Annotated in this window: 15 protein-coding genes; 5 read left to right on the forward strand and 10 right to left on the reverse strand. The window is 60.3% G+C overall.

Annotation, left to right across the window (positions count from 1 at the left end; all coding sequences use genetic code 11):
• Window positions 1–399 carry a methylated-DNA--[protein]-cysteine S-methyltransferase gene (locus HY962_14100; protein ID MBI5648059.1) on the reverse strand — a complete coding sequence of 133 codons (399 nt, stop codon included), beginning with the start codon at window positions 397–399 and terminating at the stop codon, window positions 1–3.
• A gap of 279 nt (window positions 400–678) precedes the next feature.
• Here HY962_14100 and HY962_14105 point away from each other — a divergent pair, with 279 nt between their 5' ends.
• Window positions 679–2,379, forward strand: a complete 1,701-nt coding sequence (locus HY962_14105) for a hypothetical protein (GenBank protein ID MBI5648060.1) — start codon at window positions 679–681, stop codon at window positions 2,377–2,379.
• A 98-nt stretch (window positions 2,380–2,477) separates the two neighbouring features.
• On the opposite strand, the gene HY962_14110 is transcribed toward HY962_14105, so the two are convergent.
• The 5 genes from HY962_14110 to HY962_14130 all read right to left on the reverse strand — a co-directional run bounded on the left by HY962_14110 (window position 2,478) and on the right by HY962_14130 (window position 11,849).
• Entirely contained in the window at window positions 2,478–3,131 is a 654-nt protein-coding gene (locus tag HY962_14110) for a T9SS type A sorting domain-containing protein (GenBank protein MBI5648061.1), read from the reverse strand.
• A gap of 65 nt (window positions 3,132–3,196) precedes the next feature.
• Complete coding sequence (locus HY962_14115) at window positions 3,197–7,567, reverse strand: PKD domain-containing protein (protein MBI5648062.1); 4,371 nt, start codon at window positions 7,565–7,567, stop codon at window positions 3,197–3,199.
• 265 nt (window positions 7,568–7,832) lie between these two features.
• Window positions 7,833–9,098 (reverse strand): hypothetical protein, encoded by a 1,266-nt coding sequence (locus HY962_14120; protein MBI5648063.1) that lies wholly within the window; start codon window positions 9,096–9,098, stop codon window positions 7,833–7,835.
• A gap of 122 nt (window positions 9,099–9,220) precedes the next feature.
• Entirely contained in the window at window positions 9,221–10,453 is a 1,233-nt protein-coding gene (locus tag HY962_14125; protein MBI5648064.1) for a T9SS type A sorting domain-containing protein, read from the reverse strand.
• A 160-nt stretch (window positions 10,454–10,613) separates the two neighbouring features.
• A complete protein-coding gene (locus tag HY962_14130) occupies window positions 10,614–11,849 on the reverse strand; it encodes a class I SAM-dependent RNA methyltransferase (protein MBI5648065.1) in 1,236 nt (411 codons plus the stop codon).
• Between the two features lie 374 nt (window positions 11,850–12,223).
• Between HY962_14130 and HY962_14135 the strand changes: the two genes are divergently transcribed.
• Window positions 12,224–12,787, forward strand: coding sequence for a hypothetical protein (locus HY962_14135; protein ID MBI5648066.1), 564 nt, complete (start codon window positions 12,224–12,226; stop codon window positions 12,785–12,787).
• Between the two features lie 39 nt (window positions 12,788–12,826).
• On the opposite strand, the gene HY962_14140 is transcribed toward HY962_14135, so the two are convergent.
• The 3 genes from HY962_14140 to HY962_14150 all read right to left on the reverse strand — a co-directional run bounded on the left by HY962_14140 (window position 12,827) and on the right by HY962_14150 (window position 15,133).
• The gene (locus HY962_14140) at window positions 12,827–13,270 is read right to left on the reverse strand and encodes a hypothetical protein (protein MBI5648067.1); all 444 of its coding nucleotides are present in this window, start codon (window positions 13,268–13,270) and stop codon (window positions 12,827–12,829) included.
• 65 nt (window positions 13,271–13,335) lie between these two features.
• Window positions 13,336–13,989, reverse strand: a complete 654-nt coding sequence (locus HY962_14145) for a hypothetical protein (protein ID MBI5648068.1) — start codon at window positions 13,987–13,989, stop codon at window positions 13,336–13,338.
• A 103-nt stretch (window positions 13,990–14,092) separates the two neighbouring features.
• Window positions 14,093–15,133, reverse strand: a complete 1,041-nt coding sequence (locus tag HY962_14150; GenBank protein ID MBI5648069.1) for a DUF4116 domain-containing protein — start codon at window positions 15,131–15,133, stop codon at window positions 14,093–14,095.
• A 133-nt stretch (window positions 15,134–15,266) separates the two neighbouring features.
• Here HY962_14150 and HY962_14155 point away from each other — a divergent pair, with 133 nt between their 5' ends.
• Together HY962_14155 and HY962_14160 are read left to right on the forward strand one after the other, a co-directional pair.
• A complete protein-coding gene (locus tag HY962_14155) occupies window positions 15,267–16,976 on the forward strand; it encodes a PD40 domain-containing protein (GenBank protein ID MBI5648070.1) in 1,710 nt (569 codons plus the stop codon).
• Complete coding sequence (locus HY962_14160) at window positions 16,973–18,385, forward strand: hypothetical protein (protein ID MBI5648071.1); 1,413 nt, start codon at window positions 16,973–16,975, stop codon at window positions 18,383–18,385. The genes HY962_14155 and HY962_14160 overlap by 4 nt, the downstream gene beginning before the upstream one ends.
• Before the next feature lie 18 nt (window positions 18,386–18,403).
• Here HY962_14160 and HY962_14165 read toward each other — a convergent pair whose 3' ends face one another.
• Window positions 18,404–19,759 (reverse strand): cobalamin B12-binding domain-containing protein, encoded by a 1,356-nt coding sequence (locus HY962_14165; protein MBI5648072.1) that lies wholly within the window; start codon window positions 19,757–19,759, stop codon window positions 18,404–18,406.
• A 94-nt stretch (window positions 19,760–19,853) separates the two neighbouring features.
• Here HY962_14165 and HY962_14170 point away from each other — a divergent pair, with 94 nt between their 5' ends.
• The gene (locus HY962_14170; protein MBI5648073.1) at window positions 19,854–20,021 is read left to right on the forward strand and encodes a hypothetical protein; all 168 of its coding nucleotides are present in this window, start codon (window positions 19,854–19,856) and stop codon (window positions 20,019–20,021) included.
• The last annotated feature ends 75 nt before the right edge of the window (window positions 20,022–20,096 follow it).

Consider the following 20,096-nt stretch of genomic DNA (forward strand, 5'->3'; position numbering starts at 1 on the left):
TTATACCAGCAGGGCGCCCTCGTTTTGCAGCAGCCACTTCTTGCGGTCGATACCGCCCGCGTATCCGACCAGGGTTCCCCGTTCACCGATCACACGGTGACAGGGCACGATGATGGAGACCGGATTCCGACCCACCGCGCCGCCCACCGCGCGTGTCGCCTGTTGATTGCCGATCATCTCGGCCACCTTCGAGTAACTCGTGGTGACACCAAAGGGAATTGTGCGCAGAGCCGTCCACACCTGCATCTGGAAAGGCGTGCCGAAGAGGTGCAGCTTCGTGGTGAAGCGCCGCAGTTTGCCCGCGAAGTACTGGTCGAGTTCGCGGTGCACTTTCGTGTGTTTGCCGGGATCAGGCGCAAACGCCGCGCTCGACACTTCCCGAAGGAAATGCGCCTCCATCGCCGCGCGGTGCGACTCGTTGTCGAAGCCGATCCACGAGATGAAGTCGCCGATGCCGGCGATGTGCAACAGACCCAGCGGCGAGTCGAGCTGCGAAACGTATATGGTGGGAATGGAAGACTTCGACGAAGGGGGCGTCATATGTGGACCTGCTTCGGAAGCGCGAAAGTGGATTCGTGGTAATCTACACGAAATTGCGGCAGAAGCAAGCTGTTGACAGACCCGCGCCCGTGTAGTAATTTCCGCGCTTCGGACATCATACCTTCCCGGGAGTGTTGTATGGCATCACGTGTGCGCGAGTACTGCCGCCTGGCGATCTTCGGTTTCCTTCTCTCCGCGACGGCCCCTGCGCAACGCCAGGTCGCGCTGCACGCGGACAGCACGCGCGGCCCGGTGACCCTGCGGTTGGGCACCAATGCGGGACCACGCGCCATGGGCACTGTGCGGGACAATTACACGCCCTACTTCCGGGCCTGGGGCTTTACCTCGATTCGGACACACGACTACTACGGACCCTGCGACTGGATGACAATATTCCCTCGCTGGGACGCCGATCCGACGCTCGCGTCGAGCTACGACTTTGCGAGCAGCGATGAAGCGGTGCAACAGATCATCGACGCGGGATTCGAGGTGTACTTCCGTCTCGGTTCGAGTTGGCGCGGCAACAATCCCCTCTTCACCAACGATCCTCCAGGCACAATCCGCGACGCGTCTGGCACTGTGACACATGCGGCCGACACGACGGATTTCAGGAAATTCGCCGAGATATGCCGGCACATCGTCATGCACTATCGCGAGGGATGGGCAGGCGGGAAAAACCTGGCCATTCGCCACTGGGAAATCTGGAACGAACCGTCCGGACGCGAGCAGTTCTGGTCGGGAACGCCGCTGCAGTTCCAGCAGCTCTTCGCCATTGTCGCAACAACACTCAAGGCGCATGATCACACACTGATCGTGGGCGGGCCGGGCCAGGCGGGCCACACCTCGCCCGGGTACTTCGAGAACCTGCTCTCGTACTGCCGTCGTAATGGCGTGCCACTCGATTTCTACTCATGGCACAGCTACGGCGATCTACAGAGCGCTGCGACTCCGTGGGAACTCGGGAAAAAGGCCCTCGATGCGAGGCGCGTCCTCGACCTGATCGGCTACAGCGCCGCCGAGCAGCATTGTACAGAATGGAACGCGGGCGTGAATCAGAACAATTTCGCGAACAGCGGCCGCGGCGCCGCATTCTACGCGGCCACACTCACGTATCTCGCGCAGTTCGGCGTGACGGAAAGCCATCAGTACCGTGCCGACAATCACCCGTTGGGACTGATTCTGCAGAACGGCTCCGCCAAACGCGCCGCGGACGTCTTCATCACATGGAGGCGGCTCACCGGAGGCACGTCAGTAATTCGGAGCGACGGATCCGATACTCTCGGCTTCACCGCCCTCGGCACGCGGAGCGGCACGGGTGATACGATCCGCTGCCTGCTCGCAAATTTCCCCTCGGCCGAAACGGACGTGGTCATCAACACGGCCGGGCTGCCGGCAGGACGCGAACGCTGGGCGGTGGTCGTGTACGGGATCGACGACACGCGCGGTCTGTCGCGTGTGGACTCGTTCACCACCACACGCTCGTCCCTTGTTTCTCTCTCGCTGCGTATGCCCGCGCAGAGTGTGCGGTACCTCCAGTTTTCTCCCGAGCCGCCCACGGGCATTGCGGATCCCTCCGCCACAACCGCGACGGAACTCGTCGTCTTCCCGCAACCCGCATTCCGCGACGGTGTACACGCGACATATCGCCGAACACATCCGGGTGCGGCGGTGCTGCGTCTGACCGATCTCCTTGGCCGCGTCGTGAGCAGCCGGGACATAGACGCCTCGTCGCTTCAGGGCACCGTGTTTATTGAGACGCGTGCGCTGGCAGGCGGCACGTACATCGTGGAGTACGCGGGGCCGAGCGGTATCACGCGGCGGCTCGTGTGTACGCGATGACATCGCGGGCAACCCTCCGCCGCTGATGCACAACACGGCGCGGCTGCGGCCACGGAAGGCCGTCCTTCCGTGGCCGCGCACAGTGACAGCCGCAGTTGTTACTGTTTGAGCAGTTTCATCATGCGCCGTTCCTGCGGCGTCACCATCTCCACAAAATACACGCCGGATGGGCGGTCGGATAAGGATACAGACATCCGATATTCTCCCGGCTGATAGATACCATCGCGCAGTGTCAGCAAATGGCGACCCGAGGCATCGGTGAGGCGCAGGAGTACACGGGTCTCGTGCGACAGCGAATATGTGAGCATAGCCGACGCGGAACCCGACAGTGGATTCGGATAGACGGGATCGAGCGTAAGTCGCGGCAGCGCAGGCACTTCGTCGCTTCCGCTCACAATTTTTGGATGGGCAAAACGGGCTGCCACCAGATCCACCTGCGCCTGCGTCAGCGGATTACACCCCGCGATCGTGATGGAACGATCGTCGACGAGCAGGCCGGAGGCAAGCACGACGACACCCGGGGCGGGCGCGGGAAGACGCCGGCTTGCGACAGACGCACCATCCGCGCTGAATATCGCGACACCGAGATCGCTGCGGCCACCGGTGTTCATGGAGACGAATCCGACCACAACACGCCCGGACGGATCAACCACTATGGATCCGGGCACGACAGCGCCCTGCGCCGCGGCGCGCGGCATGGCAAGGAAGGATGTGATACACATCACCGCAAATACCACCTTATATATTCGCATATTGCACTCCGATATCAAAGTAATTTTCCGGATGGGAGAACGATCGATGAAGGAAATCCTGGCCGTCACGGACCAGTACATTTTGCGGTCTGCCACCACCAGTTGAATCGGACTGGTGTGTACACAAGTACACGAATTTCGTCGAACCGTTCGCCGGGCGGCGCCTCGATGGTCACAGTGCCGATGCCCGTAAGCTGCTGCGTCTTTGTTGCGACCTCCTGCCCGCCGCGATAGCCGGTCACGGTAACCTCACCCGGGGTGATGGCCATGGCACAGAATGTAAAATACGTGCACGTCCATTGTTTCGATGGTGAGTTGAGATCTACTATTGAGGCGAGGTTGATTATCATACCGCCCGATTGAATTCCAACGTCCGTGTTCTGTTCGAAACACTGGTAGTTGACAGGGCCACCGGCCTCCTGGTCGGTCATGTACCGCATCGAGAGATTTGCGAGGTGTGTTGTCTGCGAGGGGTTCCAGATTTCCCACGTGTTGACATTTCCCGGCGTGATGGGCACGGCAGTGCCGGTACACGGTGTTTTAAACTTCACAGGGACCGGAACAGGACAACACAACACGCCCGGAGCGCCGGGCGCACCATCTGCAATATCGTTGGGCGTCCCGGTACCGGCACCCAGCGCTCCGCCTGCACCAATCGGACAGCCGTCACCACCATTTCCACCGGACCCTCCGCTGCCGCCGGCTGTTCCATCCACCTGCGCGTTGGCCGTTGCCGCACCACCCGCTCCACCGTCACCACCCTTCTTGGGATCGGGACAGCAGGAACCACCCGAGCCGCCCTTTCCGCCCGTGGCTGTGGCATCACCGTCGATGCCATCGATGGAGACGAGCGCGCGACCTCCATTCACTCCGTGTTTCCCGGACGTTGCTGTCGCCTCGCCTCCGTTGCCGCCATTACAGCCGCAGGCAGTACCATTTCCGCCATTGCCGCCCTGTGCGGTGGCGCTTCCTCCGTTGCTGCCAATTTCGACGGAGGCACCATCAGGTGCCGGACCCGTATCACCCTTGCCGCCCTTCCCTTCTTTCGCACTCGCGCGGCCGCCGTCTCCACCGGTAGCGGTTGCGTCACCGCCGTCCTGGCCGGGACAACCATCCGCGCCCTGCATCGGATCGCCCTTGGCATCGGCGTCACCACCGGCGCCAGGAGTAGCGTTGGCGTGACCTCCGAGACCACCATCACCTACGGGTGCCACACGCACTCCGATGCCGCTGTAGCCGCCATCGCCGCCCTTGCCACCAGTCGCCGTGGCGTTACCACCCTTGCCGCCGGTCGCAGTGCTCTTGCAGTTTATGGCACTTCCCCCCTTGCCTCCGACTGCGGTCGCAAGACCACCGATGCCGCCGATTGCGCCGCTCACGCGGAACAACCCGGCACCCTGCACATCTCCGAAGGCGACGCCGCGTTTCTTCGCAAAGCCGCCCACTCCGCCCTTCGCCGTGCCGGAACCTCCGTCCTGACCACGCGTGCAGCGGTCGATACCAGCTCCGCCGGTCGCGTCGGCCTCACCGCCCGCGCCGCCGTTGCCTAAAATGACGGAGACCGGAGCGAGAACGCGGATGCGCTTTCCTGCGCGAAAACTGATGCTGCCGGGTTTGCCTCCGTCGCCGCCGTACGCCGATACAGACTGTCCGGGTCCACCGACTTTCACATCGGCACCACCAGCCCCGCCGTCGCTGCCGAAAAACACACCACCGCTGATGTCTATCTCATGCGCCTGAAAATTCATGTCGCCGCCGCGTCCTCCCGGTTTGCCCGAGCCGAACTTCGAGGCATCTCCTCCCGCACCGCCGTTCCCGGCACCGTAGACCCCGCCGGTTATGGTTATTTTTCCGCCGGCCCACATGGTGAAGCCGGTCCCGCCCAGCCCGCGTCGACCTTCTCCGCCGTTGGCACCGTTCGCTCCGATGATTCCGGCTCCGGGAATAAAGTTGATATCGCGGCCGGGGAAGACGACACGGTCGCCTTTGTTTCCGAAAATGGGAACGCCCACAATAACAGGCGGCGGCGGTGCAAGCGCGATCGTGTGACCGCCGCGCGGTGCCAGGAAGCGTCGTGCAGTGTCGGGACGGTACACCCAGAGCCACATAAAGGACTCACTCGTCCGATTATTGTCGTCCCCGACCGTCAACGACACGCGATATCGACCCGGCGCGGCAAATGCGTGTTCCGAGATTCCACTTGTGGACGTGGCACCATCGCCGAAGTTCCATAAAACCGAAAGAAGGGTGTCTGAACCGAGCTGCCCTGCATCGAGGGAGAAATCGGTCGTGTCGCCGACAGGTATCGCGTAGGACCGTGTGTGTGCTGTGAGCGCAAGACCCGCGGGTGTCTCTCCCGTACTGTCGGCGATGAGAACGGTGAGGGATACACGTGCCGTATCGCCCTCGTCGTCGTGAATCACGAGTGTGGCGCGGTATGTGCCCGCGGCCGTGTAGGATTTTTCGATCGTTGCACGGACGCCATCGTCGGGTTGAATCGAACTGCGCGTCTGTCCGTCGCCGAAGTCGATATCGAAGCGCACGGGTCCGCCGTCTGGATCGGCTCCTTCGGCATAAAACGTCACATCGGCCGGGGTGTTCCCCGTCATGCCGACGAGCACCTGTGCCGCATCGAGCGATCCCACCGGCGGCACTGGAGTCGCGGAACGCGCGAAGGGCGGGATTGCAAGTTTCCAATCCGCAAACGTCGAATCGTCGGTCACAAGGATGCGTCCGGAGGAGTAAAGCCCGCTTCGATTTGATGCGCTGTCCAATGTCAGTGCGCCAAGTGCGAAGAGTGTCAGATCGCCCGCACGTGTTGAATCACCAGTCACGCAGCGATTCTCGATGCGGCCCCTCACACTCAGGTCTCCGTTCGATCGGACCACCAGTGCATGACAGTCGGCCTCGACGGTGCCGGCGATCACGATGCTGTCGCGCGCGCACAGTGTCGCGGGGCCGAGGAAGCGCAGCTTCGCGCCAGCCGCCACATGCACAGCGTCGAAGCAGTGCACACCCGCGGCCAGCACCGTGTCGCGGCGCACATCGAGAAGCAGACGCGGCGGCGCGGGCACGGTGATGCGCACTTCCCGCGTATTGCGGTCGCCGTTGCCCGTCGCATCGAAGGCGCGGACAACAACAAAGTAGTCCCGTCCCGCCTGGAGGGCGGGCAGTTCCGCGTGTGTGACACCGAGCGTTTCCGCCGCGGGAGCAAGAAAGTCCTGAGAACCGGATGTTTCAGACACATATATCTTGTATCGAATCCATGACGGCTCCGAGTAGTCGTCGAACGCACCCGACCATTCAACGAGGCCACCCCGTCCATTTTCGAAACGCCCGATAGCCGCGCCCGCAAACAGCGGCGGCTGCGTGTCGGATCCGGCCGCGGACGAATCATACCGGCCCGCCCATCCGAAGATTCCCGTCCGTGAGTATTTGACGACGGCAAGCGCCGTCGAACCGTCCGCATTGTCGCTCCGCAGCGACGCGAACATGTTCCCGGCAGTGTCGGCTGTGAGCGCGGCGGGTCTGTCGTCGCGTCCAGCGGGTCCGGCATAGATCTGATGCCAGTCGATCGTGCTGTTCGCACTGACACGCGCGAGGAGCACGTCGGTGCCGGTCGCTCCGGCCAGGGTGGCGGCAAGGAAGACGGCATCGGGGGCCGCCTGGACGATCGGTCCGCAGTCCGCATGCGCGAAGGCGGGTATCGCCTTTTCCCAGAGCACGGCGCCCGCGGCGGAAACGGATACAACACTCGCGCGCCGCAATGCTCCTCCGCGCGTTATTCCCAGCATGATACTGCCATCATTGAGCACCACGACACCGGCCGCGTCGGCCGAGGTTGTTGTGTCGACCGCGGCGCGCCAGCGCAGATCGCCGTCCTTCGAATACGACACAAGTTCGGTGTAGGATTTCTGCGGGGTCTCCGAGTGTGCCGCCGCGAAGATGTTGCCCGCGGCATCGAGCGCGATAGCGCGAATGGCGGTTGTGCGTCCCCCGAGACCGCCCACATTCCTCATCCACACCTGCGTGCCGGCGCTGTTGTATGCAAGCAGGATGCCGCGCCAGCCTTGCGCCGACGACCAGCCGCGCGCGCCGACGTAAATATTCCCGCCGCCCGCGACGGCACAGAGCGCGCGTTCGTCGTTGTGATCCGGGCCGTCATAACGCGCGTTCCAGAGAGGCGTTCCTGACGAGTCGACCGCGGCCAATACTACGTCCCATCCCGTGGTTGTTTGCCACCCCGCGCCGTTTGCGATGGACGAGCCAACGATGATCGATGCACCATTCGGTCCGCGCAGCAGGAATCGTCCTTCGTCGATGGATGCGCCCTGTGCATCGTGGCGCGCCGTCCAGAGAGGCGTTTGCGCCTGCGCGGCCGCGGCAAGGATGAAGAAAAGCGGGAGCTGGAGCAGGAAACGGAATCTGTATACCATGACACACCTCGCGTTGGATCCATGATGATCATGTGGGAGCGGCACGTGAATCGTTCATCGTGCCGGGCAGATCATGTGCGGACGGGAGTTGCCTCCGCTGCGCAGGTACGCCTAGTGATGCCGGGTACTAAGAATGGAATGGTGTTACAGTCTGAACCTCATAATATTTCAGACAAATGTCAAGCGATTAGTCTGAATATTTAATTCACCGGATCCCTTTCCGTTAGGTTCCACGATGTGGGTATGGAGAACGTGCATCGTCTCGTCAACGAACCCATTCGAGGGTGAACTTCGCACCGGGCTCGAATCCGATTACATCAGACATTTCCAAAATCCATGAAGATCGTGTATTTCTCGACCCCACGTCCCAACTCCGAGAATAATTCTGAAACCACTGCGAGAGAAGGTGGCCGGAACTTGTAGGAAATGATTCATTCGCTGTCATTGATCCCTTGCCAAACTGCACCGGAACATCACGAAAAACGTACGTAATCCAATGCTCGTCCCACGTTCCGCTACTGTTGCGCTCTGTCCGCCCTTTGACAAGTGTGAGCGTCCGGATGAGCCGCGGAGTGGCGAATTCCGCCGTTGCGCTGTGACGTAGTATCAGGTTTTTTCCGCCGGAACCATAGGACACCTTGTGCCACCGGTACGCTGTCTCCATCTGCATCGCCTCGTGGAAACCTTCGATCGGTGGCAGCGTGAAGATCGAATCGATGGGAATCTCCCGGCGAATGCCTCCGGCTGCTGAATCGAAGGTGAAGGTCCCTTTGGCACGTATGATGGGCCCGAACAAGCGGATGTTCCAATCCAAAAGATTGAGTACCACGATACTCAAGGTTGGTCCGCTGGAATGAATGCCGGGATATGTGTGCCACTCCAACGGCCCGGAAATATCTTGTTTTAATGAATTATTGCATCGGAAGGCCACGGTATCATTTCGCACCCACAAAATGGTCTGCCTCTGCCCGCCGCACTGCAGCCAGCTCGCGGTGTTGTAGGGAGGCGGAGGGAAACGGGTTCCGGCAGCATACAGTGTATCACCAACAAATGCCTCGGAAGCGCTAATCCAATTGATACGCTGAGGAATGATGAGGTGAAGCTTCGGCGCCTGGCCCGGAGGTAGTTGCCCCGTACTCCAACGCACTTCGACGGTGGTGTCACTCACCGACGGTCTGCAAATAAAGGCCGCACTGTCACCTCGGCACCACAGCACGTATGCAGCATCTTTCCCGTAGAGAATTCGTTTCGAGGCGTCATACGGAGGACCGGGGAATCGCACCCCGACAACGATGACGGTGTCGCCTGGACAGGCTTCAGACGGGGACACGGTATAGATTCCTGGTACGTCGGTACCGTTCGGTTCCACCTGTGAAAGGACGGCAATAGGAGGTTCCTCTTTACACGCCGCGAGAAATATTGCGCACAGCACGCAGAGCAACATGAAGTGTGTACCCTGATGCAGGATTCTGAGATTCATCATCACATGTCGTGGATCCCTATCGGCAAACGCATTCGCACGCAACGTCATCGGATCTCTCTCCTTGCGGTATGAACATAAACTACTCACACCGCAGATAGCGTCCAACCGCAGCCGCACCCTCAGGAGAACAGCTCTCGCGCTGATTGATCATGCGCGACGAAATGCGTTTATCACCGCCTCCCGACGAGCAGACAGGTGCGCACAACCGACGTGTTTCCGGCGGTGAGACGGATATGGTACATCCCCGATGGCAGTTGTACAGCATCCCACGCGCTGTGGTACTGGCCCGCCTCGAGCACCCCCTCAACGAGAACCGCGACACGGCGGCCGAGGGCGTCGTACACCGCGAGCGTAACGGAAGCACGCTGCGGAAGCGAGTACCGTATGACGGTGGAAGCGGAGAAGGGGTTCGGCGCATTCTGCTCGAGTGTCGGTGACGAGAGTCGCAGCGCGGGAGTCTGCGTCGAGGTCACGGGTGAGGCGCTGCGGAACACGCCGCTTTCGGTGCCCGCGAACAGGCGGCCGGAGGCGTCGAGCGCGAGTGTATTGACGTGAAGATTCGCGAGTCCGTCGTTCATCGGCGCCCACACGCCGCCGTTCACATGAGAACGGAACACACCGCCGCCCGCGGTTCCGCAGAACATGTCGCCATTCGACGCCAGCACAAGCGCCTGTACTGCGTGAGCGGAAAGACCGTCGCTGATCCGCACCCAGTTTTCGATGTGGTCCACCAGTTTGTACACGCCCGAATCGCTGCCGAGAAACAGCGTCCCCGAGGCGGTAATGGCAAGCACGTTGCAGCCCTTCTCCATGTTCGCAAAGTCCCAGTGATTGCTGTGCGGCGTGGATCGCACCACGAGGTTGCGCTGCGCGGTGGGAATAGCGAACACCTCCTGCGCCCAGTTCAGAACCATGCTGCGGATGAGCGGCGTGTATTTGAAGTACGGGAGTCCGCTCCAGGTATCCCCGTCATTCGTGCTGAACTCCACCGCCTGCGCGCCGACGTACAGGTACCCTTCATCACTGAGTGCGAGCGAGGCGACAGGCCGCGTGAACAACCGCGCCACATCCCAGCTCACGGCGGCGTCGCGTGAACGGAAAAGCGTGGTGTCGTGTGTGAATCCCGCGAAGGCCGCACCGCTCGGCGCGATAATCACACAGGAGACCTCGCGTCCCGCGCCGAGGGCCTGCTGCCACGAGGCACCGTGATCCACGCTGCGTTGCAGTCCCGCGCGGCGTGTGCCCGCCAACAGCAGACCGTCGCGCAGGGCGAGTGTGGTGATACTTTCACCCGCGAGTCCGCGTGTTTCCCAGAGCGTCTGTGCGTGCAGGAACGCGGGTAGAACGGTCAATACAAGACAGGCGGAAAGGAACAGAGCGGAGGGACGCGTGGAAAGGATCATGACGGTGGGGGGGATATGTGGGGAGAGGGCTGAACGTGCCGCGTCGTGGCACGACAACAAATCTACACGCCGCCGCGCTGCAATCAAATACATTAACGAGTATGTTAGTCCTAATTACCGGCAACACCACTCCCCTGTGCCGATCACGACACTCAGCGGATCACGAGGACTCGTCGCCGGGAGTGTCGCCGACGGCGGCTCCCCCGCCGGACTCCTGCTCCTTGTACGCCGCGTAATACCGTTTTTTACTGCCCTCATAACTGTCGAAACGCAGCAGCACACCCTCGAGCTTGCCGTTGACCAGCGGCACGCGGCGCGAGGTGCGCAGGCCCACGGCCTTGCGCAGCGCTGGATCACCTGTGTAGATGTAACAGGTGCTGCCAGTGCAACGCTGCTTGATAAAATCGCCCAGCGCGGTGTACAGGGCCTTGGCTTCGTCCGGACTGCCGAGCCGGATGCCGTACGGGGGATTCGCGACCATGAGACCGTTCTCGAAGGCCGGTGCCGCTTCGAACGCCATACGTGTCAACGATACCGAATCGGAATATGGCAGCCGCGAGAGATTTTTTCGCGCGACACTGATCGCCTCGCGGGCTATGTCGCTGCCGCGGATCAGACCTTCGGGCGCGGGCCGCATCAGCGCGTTGTACTCATCGGTGACTTCCTTCCACAACGCCGCGTCAAAATCGGGCAGCGCGAAGACACCGAACTTTTTCCGTAGGTACTGCGCGGGGATTCGGCAGTAGTGCATCAGCGCCTCGCACACAAGCGTGCCCGAACCGCACATGCAGTCCCAGAACGGCACTCCGCCATCCCACCCCGAAAGCCGGATGATCGCGGCCGCGAGCGTCTCCTGCATCGGGGCCTCGCCCGCAAGAAGACGGTAGCCGCGCTTGTGCAGCGATTCACCCGAGGTGTCGAGACTGATCACGGCATGATCGTGATCGATGTGCAGGTTGAATCGCACGTCGGGATTCACCGTGTCGACATTCGGCCGCTTGCCCCCGCTGATCTCGCGGAAATGATCGGCGATGCCGTCCTTCAAACACTGGGCGGCGTAGAGGGAATTCGTGATGGTGCTGGCGGCGACGGTGGCCGTTATCGCAAAGGTTTTGTCAATAGTGAGGAAATGTTCCCAACGGATTTTCCGCGCACCGGAGAGCAGGTTGTCCGGCCCCTTGCAGGGGAAGGAACGCAGCGGGGCCAGCACACGTGAAAGAAGCCGTGAGGTGTAGTTGATCCGATACAGGGTTCGCGCGACGGCCGTGAAGGTCACGCCGCGATACCGTGTGATGATGCCGGTTGCGCCGAGTTCCGAGAGTTCCTCGGCACAAAGTTCCTCCATCATCCCCGGAACCTGGGCGAAGTACGTGTGAGATTTCTGGTATTGGTACATGGTGGATGGGAGCTATGGCCGGTGGCTGAAGGAGCGGGATCCGCTGTGTGCTGTGTGAGGATCCAGGAGACAGGATACAGGAGACAGGAGACAGGCGACAGGAGGGTCGGTGGATTGTCCTGCACACCATGTACCGCGACACGAAAGATACGGCAAATTCCCCGCCTTCTCGCCTGCCTCGAGAAAAGAGCGTGACAATGCAAGACACGATTCGGCTGACAGAATACAGCGATACAGACGCATACAACGACGCTGATGATGTGTGGAGATATGTATCCGTCAAGACCTCCACGTAGAATGAGGTCTTGATATTCCTGCAGCATTGCTCTATGTTCCCTGCTCACACTTCCGTCCATATTCAGCCAGAGGTCCCCATGGTCTCCATCACCTCCTTGCTGCTCCCGATACTGTTGTCCGCGGCATTTGTTTTTATCGTCAGCTCCATCATTCACATGCTGCTCCCCTATCATAAAAGTGATCGCGGCAAGCTGCCGAATGAGGATGCCGTGATGGATGCACTGCGTCCGTTGAATATTCCGCCGGGCGATTACTCCGTCCCCTATCCGGAAAGTATCAAGCACATGGGATCGCCGGAACATATCGAGAAGATGAAGAAGGGTCCCGTGATGCTGATGACGGTGATGAAGAACGGTCCGTACGCGATGGGTGGTCCGATGGCGCTGTGGTTTGTGTTCGGCGTGCTGGTGAGTTTCTTCGCTGCCTATGTCGCGGGACGCGCGCTCACACCCGGCGCGCACTATCTCGCGGTGTTTCGGTTTACGGGAGTCACCGCATTTCTCGCCTACGGCCTCGGCGCGCTGCAGGAATCGATCTGGTATGCGCGTCCGTGGAGCACCACGATAAAAAACGTGTTCGACGGACTCGTGTACGCGCTTGTCACCGCGGGTACGTTCGGCTGGCTCTGGCCTGTGGTCTGATCCACCGGCTGCGTATCTCCGTGTTCATTCCGTTCTCCGTCACTGCGATCCCGATTCCATTTGTTGACTGCCGCCCAGCGCGCAGGGTTCCGCCATGGCCTCACGTTGAAGCGCCACGCGTGTGCTTTCACTGGGCAGCTCATATGCTGCACCGGTGAGGAAGTCGATTCCGACGCCGATGGGCGCGCCGATATACCCGTAGAGCACATTGACGAGTAGCAGAGTCGACACGGAACCCTCCAACACGATGGAGGTGTCCCTCCACCCGGTTCTGCGAAACTCTACCGTAAAATCTCCGTCTCGTCTGAGCGGAACCTTCACCGGTGAGTACCCCGCTCTGATACCATTGATCAGAACCTCTGCTGAATCAGGTATCGTCACAATGTCGACATCCTGATACCTGCCGTGCAGCAATGTGGCGCAACCGGGGCCGGCGAGCACGGAGACCGCCGCGATGAGAAGTACGACTGTGGTGCGTTGCATCATCGCTCCTTTGGAATATTCCTGTCTGATATGCCGGGATGTTGATGACGGTGCGCGTAGGTGCATTAAAACAGAAAGCCCAAAGAACCGTACAGTCCGCGTTCCGTGCCGTATCCCGCTCCGAGGAACAAGCCCTTCACGGCACCTTGGCCAGGGTCCGAAGAGAAATGATACCGCGTGCCGAGGAACCATCCTGTGCGTCTTTCGGTACGGATGTTCGGCATATCGAAGAAGACTTTATGCCACACAGTCTGAGGATATTCGGCGCGATACGAAACGTGATCCACTCCTCCAGTAACACTCCATCGGCCGACCGGCACCACGAGCCCGATGCCAAATCCGAAACCGCTCACCTTGATAGGATTGTACTGCGGATCAGGACTGGGGCTCGAGTCATCAAATGGATTTGAATACGGAATCAGGATATCCAACTGCAGATAGAGGGAGCGGACTGCAATACCCACGGCCGACGCCGATGTTCCGCCCGTTCCTACGATACTCCATCCCCACGACTGCGACGGGTATGAGAGAGGCGTCACGTCTTGACTCACTGCATATTCGCGCGATACGGGTACTGCAGACGCGGTCGTATCAACGGGCTTCGCTTTTCTTCTTCCACCTTGCGGTTGATTTTGCGCGACGACATTGAGTGTTATGGCTGCAGCGAAGATACATAACCAGCTTGCTGACAGGCGATATGTACTCGATATTCTGTTCATTATGCCACCTCGATAATGTATTCTGTGGGAAAACATGTGTTCAGTCTCGTTGATCATTCGTTATTGCGATCCTGCGGAATCACAAGTATTTCCTCTATTTCAGTCAGCGTATCACTGACACATTTCGTGCACAGGGATTTTGAGCGATCGCGGCCAGGACGATGTTCCTGTGTCCGCGCAGTGTCTCAGAAGCGAACTCCAGGGCCATTCCATTGCTGCGCACCGCGTGCATGACAATGACGGAATCGTTGCGCAGTGTATCGGATGCGAAAGCCAGGGCGCGCCCGTCCCTCGTCACTGCTGTCGTGACGATATTCCGTCTGTCACGGAGGGGAGCAGACGCAAATTGTAAAGCCAGTCCGTTGCTCTGCACAGCGACAAGCACGCAGAGCGCATCATTCCGCAATTCTTCCGATACGTACTCCAGTGCCATTCCGTTCTGATTCACCGCCGTCAGCGCAGTATTCCGATCACCTCGAATACGCGGAGATGCATGGTGCAGAGCGCGTCCGTTTTGTTCCACCGCGGCGGCAACCATTTTTTCATCGTCTTTCCATTCCCGGGGTGCGCGACGAAGCAACGCGCCATTGTGAGCCAGCGCGTGCACGATCGCATCCTGGCCCTGCGCGCGGTATGGCTCCGCGCTTTCATGCGACGGCAGAGGAGATGGAAAAACATAGTCGGTCTTGTGCCCGATGAGTGCACCGACGGGTGCCGCGATGAAGAGACTGACCGCGGTACTCAGTATCGCACCGGCTCCGAGTACTACTTTCTCCAAACCACTGACGTTGGATGCGGCCGCAGCGGCAGCCAACAGCAGGTAGCCCGGTCCACCGCTATATGTAAAACCTTCCAGGGCACCGAGCCAATGGTCGATGAAACGTATCCTGTGTACCGCAGTGCTGGACACTGAACGCCACTGCGCCGACTTGGAATCGAACCAGAATGTTGAGTCGTGCTCGACCGTGACCGAATCCGCGTCAAATTCTTCGAGGCATCCGTTCGCTGAAACTATAACAACCGCATGGCGTTCCGATCCTAATTCAGAAATTTCCGAATACTGGTATGGATTGACCACGTGCGTGGTGGAAGCACAGCCGAGCCATAGCAGAGGGAAAAGTAAGACAAGAATTGAACGTGTCATGGTGTACTCCGTATTTTGACAGCCCGGGTGGACATGTGAACTGTGCGCAATGTGCGACATGGCTGCATGCCAGAAGTCACGGACATGTCATGGCTTTGCCGGGTTTCTGTAAAAATGGTCTTCGAGGTATGTCATGCGCCGTCCCTTCGCCATTGCCACACTCATTCTTCTCGCGTCGTGTTCGAGCGGGATCAAAATCACATCCAACCGCAGTGTCATAACGGAGGATGCGGTCGACTGCACACCGTCCGGCGGAGCGGTGCCGGCTCTGATCGACACCGCTTGTACGGGCGCGGATGGGCCCTGCTACAAGATCCGGCCTCTCGCGGACGTGCTCCAGAGCGGCCATGACGATTTTGGCCTGAGCATCGCGTCGGACCCCGGCAATCGCGGAACGGAGCTGCTTGTCTTCACGAGCACACGGCCCGGAGGATATTCGTACAGCGCCGAGGAATCGAGTCAGAACCTCTGGACGGCGTCGCGCAACACATCCGGGACACATGCTCCTGCCGCGGTCACACTCAACGCGCGCATAGTCCACGAAGGCGCGCCGGCCCTGTCGCCCGACGGACAGTGGATGTACTTCGCGGCAAAAAATCGTCCCGACACTCTGGGCGATTGTGACATATATCAGGCGCGCATCGTGCGAAACGACGGCGGTATCTCGCTCGCAGATGTCCGGCTGGTGGACGGCATCAATTCCACGTGGTTCGATTCGCATCCCTCGCTTTCCGCCGATGGCATGCGCCTGTGTTTTACCTCCGACCGTCCCGGTGGTCTGGGCAATGCCGATCTCTGGATGTCGGAACGTTCTGCCGACGGCACTTGGCGCACGCCGCGCAATCTCGGACCGCGCATCAATTCCACCTGCAACGAGATGACACCATATCTCTGCGCCGACAACCGCACCCTGTACTTTGCATCCGACGGGTACAATGCCGTGGGCGGACTCGACATCTTTCTTGCGGAGATGGACGACGCGGGACAGTGGTCCGCCCCGGTCAACGCCGGCCGCCCGCTCAATACCCTGTGGGATGACATGTTCCCCGCGACACCACCGAATGCGCGCGCCGATTCGTTGTTGACTTTCACCTCGAACCGGCCCGGGGGTGCGGGCGGGTACGACCTGTACGCGATATCACCGAATCCGCAGCCGCCGTCGCTGGTCACTTTGCGCGGCCGCGTACGCAGCGCGCGCAGCGGAGATCCCGTTCCCGGCGCGGCCTTGTTCTGGAAAGACCGCGGCACGGGCGATCTGGTCGCGACAGTCCACACCAACGAGCGCGGGGAATACTATGTGGTCCTGCCGAAAGGACGCGGGTATGACGTGGGAGCGCAGGCGGAAAAATACTTCTACGACACCTTCCCGCTCGACACGCCACGCGAGCCCGGTGTGCGCGAATACGAGCACGATTTCCGGCTCGGCGAAACGCTCGACCTGCGCATCAATTTCCCCTTCAATGATGCCGCGCATCCTCTCGACAACGTGCTCGATGCCGAGGGGAACAGCACAGGCACCACATGGAAGCAGTCGCTCGAATTCCTGGCCCTGAATATCCGGAGCTACGGCGCGCGTATACAATCGATCGTGCTCGCGGGCCACACCGACTCGGTCGGATCGAGCGAATACAACCGCACGCTCGCCCGGCAGCGCGCGGAATTTGTGCGCGACGCCCTGGTGCGTGAACACGGCATCACACCCTCGCTGATCACCGTGACCGCGGTCGGCGAGGATCAGCTCCCCGCGCGCAGGCCTGGAGAAAGTGACGAAGTATATAACACACGCTGCCGCCGGGTGGAGCTAATAAAAGTCGTGCAGGAGAAAAAAGGAGGCACGCGATGAATACCGCCCTGAAAAGATCCGCGCTTGCCGCCACGCTTGCTGTGATGTTAATACATGCGGGCTGCAGTCCGAGCTACGAGGGCTCGCTTATGACACGCACACGCACAAGTACCACACGGAAGCAGTACGTGCAGGAGAAGAGCGAACGCGGCACCGCCGGCCGCGAATACGGCGTGCTGCGCCCGAGCAGAAAACAGACCGTGGTGGAAAAAACCGTGCTCGAATACGACAGCATCTGCGTCTTCAACTATCCACGCTTCGCGCGTTTTGGTCTGGCCGAAATCTCCGGCCTGGTGGCGGGGGGCCGTGCCGCGGGCGACAACCGGGTCGGGAACGGCTTGCTCGGAGTATATAATACTCTCGGACCGCGGTCCACACGCGACAACGCCATCTTCAACGGCTACATGGCGCGCATCGGCATGTGGGAACATCGTTTCCCGGCGATCGGAAAGGACTGGACCATCGGCAGCGCGCTTTTCGAAGCGATTCTCAACGGTACAAAGGATGGGCAGCAACTGCTCGGATTTTTCCCCGTCTATCTGAAAAAACGTATCGCTCTCACCGACAGCAGACCGCAGTTATCGCTGCAGCCCTACGCGGGAGTCAGCCTGCTGAGTCCATTCCGCTACTTCAACACGGGCGTTTCACTCCATGCGGGCTCCATCGGCGGAGCGAACATGTTTGCACACGCGGGACTCGCCATCGGCGGCCGCGCAAATCCGGATGCCAGTGAAATCGACGAAGTGCGTGTGATACCGTATGTGGGTCTCGGTCTTTCGATGTTCGACTTCTTCCATAACGAGAAAGAAATGGACACCGAATGGCGGTATCACGAGGATCCGACACGCCGGACAGGTCTGCTGCAGATCACCTTGCTGCGTTCGTCGGGCAGCACGCCCGCGGGCATCGTGCTGGGCGAGGGCAACGACGAGATCACACTGTTCCGCGACTTCGACGGTTTCATCGGACAATTCGGTATCGTGTCCTTCCCCGCCGACAAGGTGCTTCCCCACCTCACCGTCGGTACCTCCCTGATCAACCTGTTGTGGCTCGGCAACTTCGAAGGCGCGGCGGGCATACTGCCGCTGCGTGGCGCCTACGAGGTGTGGCTATCGCGCGCTCTGCTCTTCGAACCCTTCCTCGAGGTGAATTACTATCCGTCGCAGGTGTTGCATCTCGGCGCACGTCTCAATTTCGGCGACATCGAGGGATGTAATATCGGGCTGCAGCTCGGCGGCATGTACGGCTCGACGGGCCAGCTCACGAGCAACATCTTCGCGGATTGGACACAGGAGGTGAGCGGCGTATACATCGGCGTGTCATTCAGCGTATTCGACTATTATTCTTCCCCCGTCATAACACACTTCCGCGAAAAGAAGGACTGCCGCACGCCATACGGCGAATATTAATATGCGGCGCCGCCGCCTTCACCCCTTCGACACGTCGGCGCCCCACATCCAGGGTTTCCGGAACATCTCCCGAGAGAACGCACCCATGATCCGAAGATTCAGCAACGGATGCCGGAGTTTGAAACCGCGGATACGCTTTTCGAGCCAGGGACGCGGCGTCTCGGGCGACACGTAGAACGTGGGCAGCCAGCAATCGTCGTCGGCCTTGAGCAATCCCTCCCGCACCGCGCGTTCGCGCAGTGGTGTGCCGGGCTGTATACGCCAGCCGATGCTGAAATACGAGAACACCGCGCCGAGCGCGGGCGTGCGCTCGAAGGTTTCGCGCACCGTGTCGGGCGTCTCGCCGGGGCTTCCAAGCGTGGGCATAAACATACACGACAATGCATGTCGCTTCATTGCGGCGGTGTCGCGCAGGACTTCGGCCACGGTGAACGATTTCCCGAGTGCGGCAAGCACGGGATCGGATAGGCTCTCGGCAAAGACGGTGAATCCAGTACCGCCCGCGCGCCGGAACAGCGCAAAGAACTCGTCGTCGGCCGGCCCGGGATCAAAAAGCGCATAGTAACGAAGCTGCGCTCCGCGCCGGATGATCGACTCCAGAATATTCTTTGCATGCTCGAGAGGCCGGTTAAATCCGGCATCCACAAACCAGGCCGAATGCGCGCGGCCCGAACGTTTGAGCGTGAGCAGTTCGTCCACCACATCGTCGGGATCGCGCAGAATAAAATCGCGTCCGAACGTCGTGAAGGTATCGCAGTACGCGCAGTGCTCCGGACATCCCGTGCGTGTAATCACGGCGGCATCCCAGTACGCGTGTCTGTATCGTTTTTTGTCGATGAAGTCGTGATACGATGGAAGCAGGCGAGGATACCCGACAAGTGTGAAGGGATTCTCGACGATGCGGCCCCACGGATTGCGATATACAAGTCCCGGTGTCGAAAGATCGACGGATCCATTTTCCAGGGAACGCACAAAACGGAGCACCATCGCCGTGTCGTCGCCCGCGACCCCGTAATCCGCCAGAAGATATTCGAGCAGGCGGGTCGGATACGTGGTGAACGCCGTGCCGCCCAGCAGCGACGGCACATGCGTGACGTCGTGCACGGCACTCACAATATCACGGATGCCCGGAAGCGGATCGACATAGCGCTGCATCGTCTGATTGTCGCGGTTGCGCACGGAGTAACACACCAGCGCGGGGCTGAAGGCGCGGGCGGCGTCCACCGCGGCGCGCACCGGATGCCGCTCGCCCATCAAATCGACAAAAGACACGTCGTGACCGTCCTCGCGGAGCCGCGCGGCGACAATCGCCGGTCCCACTGGGAGTGGAATCAACGAGGAGTTCGTGTTCGTCTGGACAAATAGAATTTTCATTGGGGACAACCGCCTCAATGGACATATTACGAATACTTTGTCTGTTTTTCAATGTCGGATATTCCGATCTCATATACCATACGTGGGACCACCTATGAAACGTGTCACACTCTGTCTCGCCCGTGCTTTCCTCATGCTTCCGTCCGTCTCCGTTTTTCCGCGGCTGATACGGGCTGACGCGTCCACGTCCACGCAGTATCTGACCCGGTTGACTTCGGGCGACACGCTTTCACTGGCGGCCGAACCTATACAGGCGACCTGACCCTGCGCGGTAGTGTCGAAACGGCGGTGCCGCCACTCCCGCGCAGCGGTTCATGCAGTTCACCCATGCCGGACG

Source organism: Ignavibacteriota bacterium (genome assembly GCA_016218045.1).
Classification (GTDB): Bacteria; Bacteroidota; Ignavibacteria; order SZUA-365; family SZUA-365; genus JACRFB01.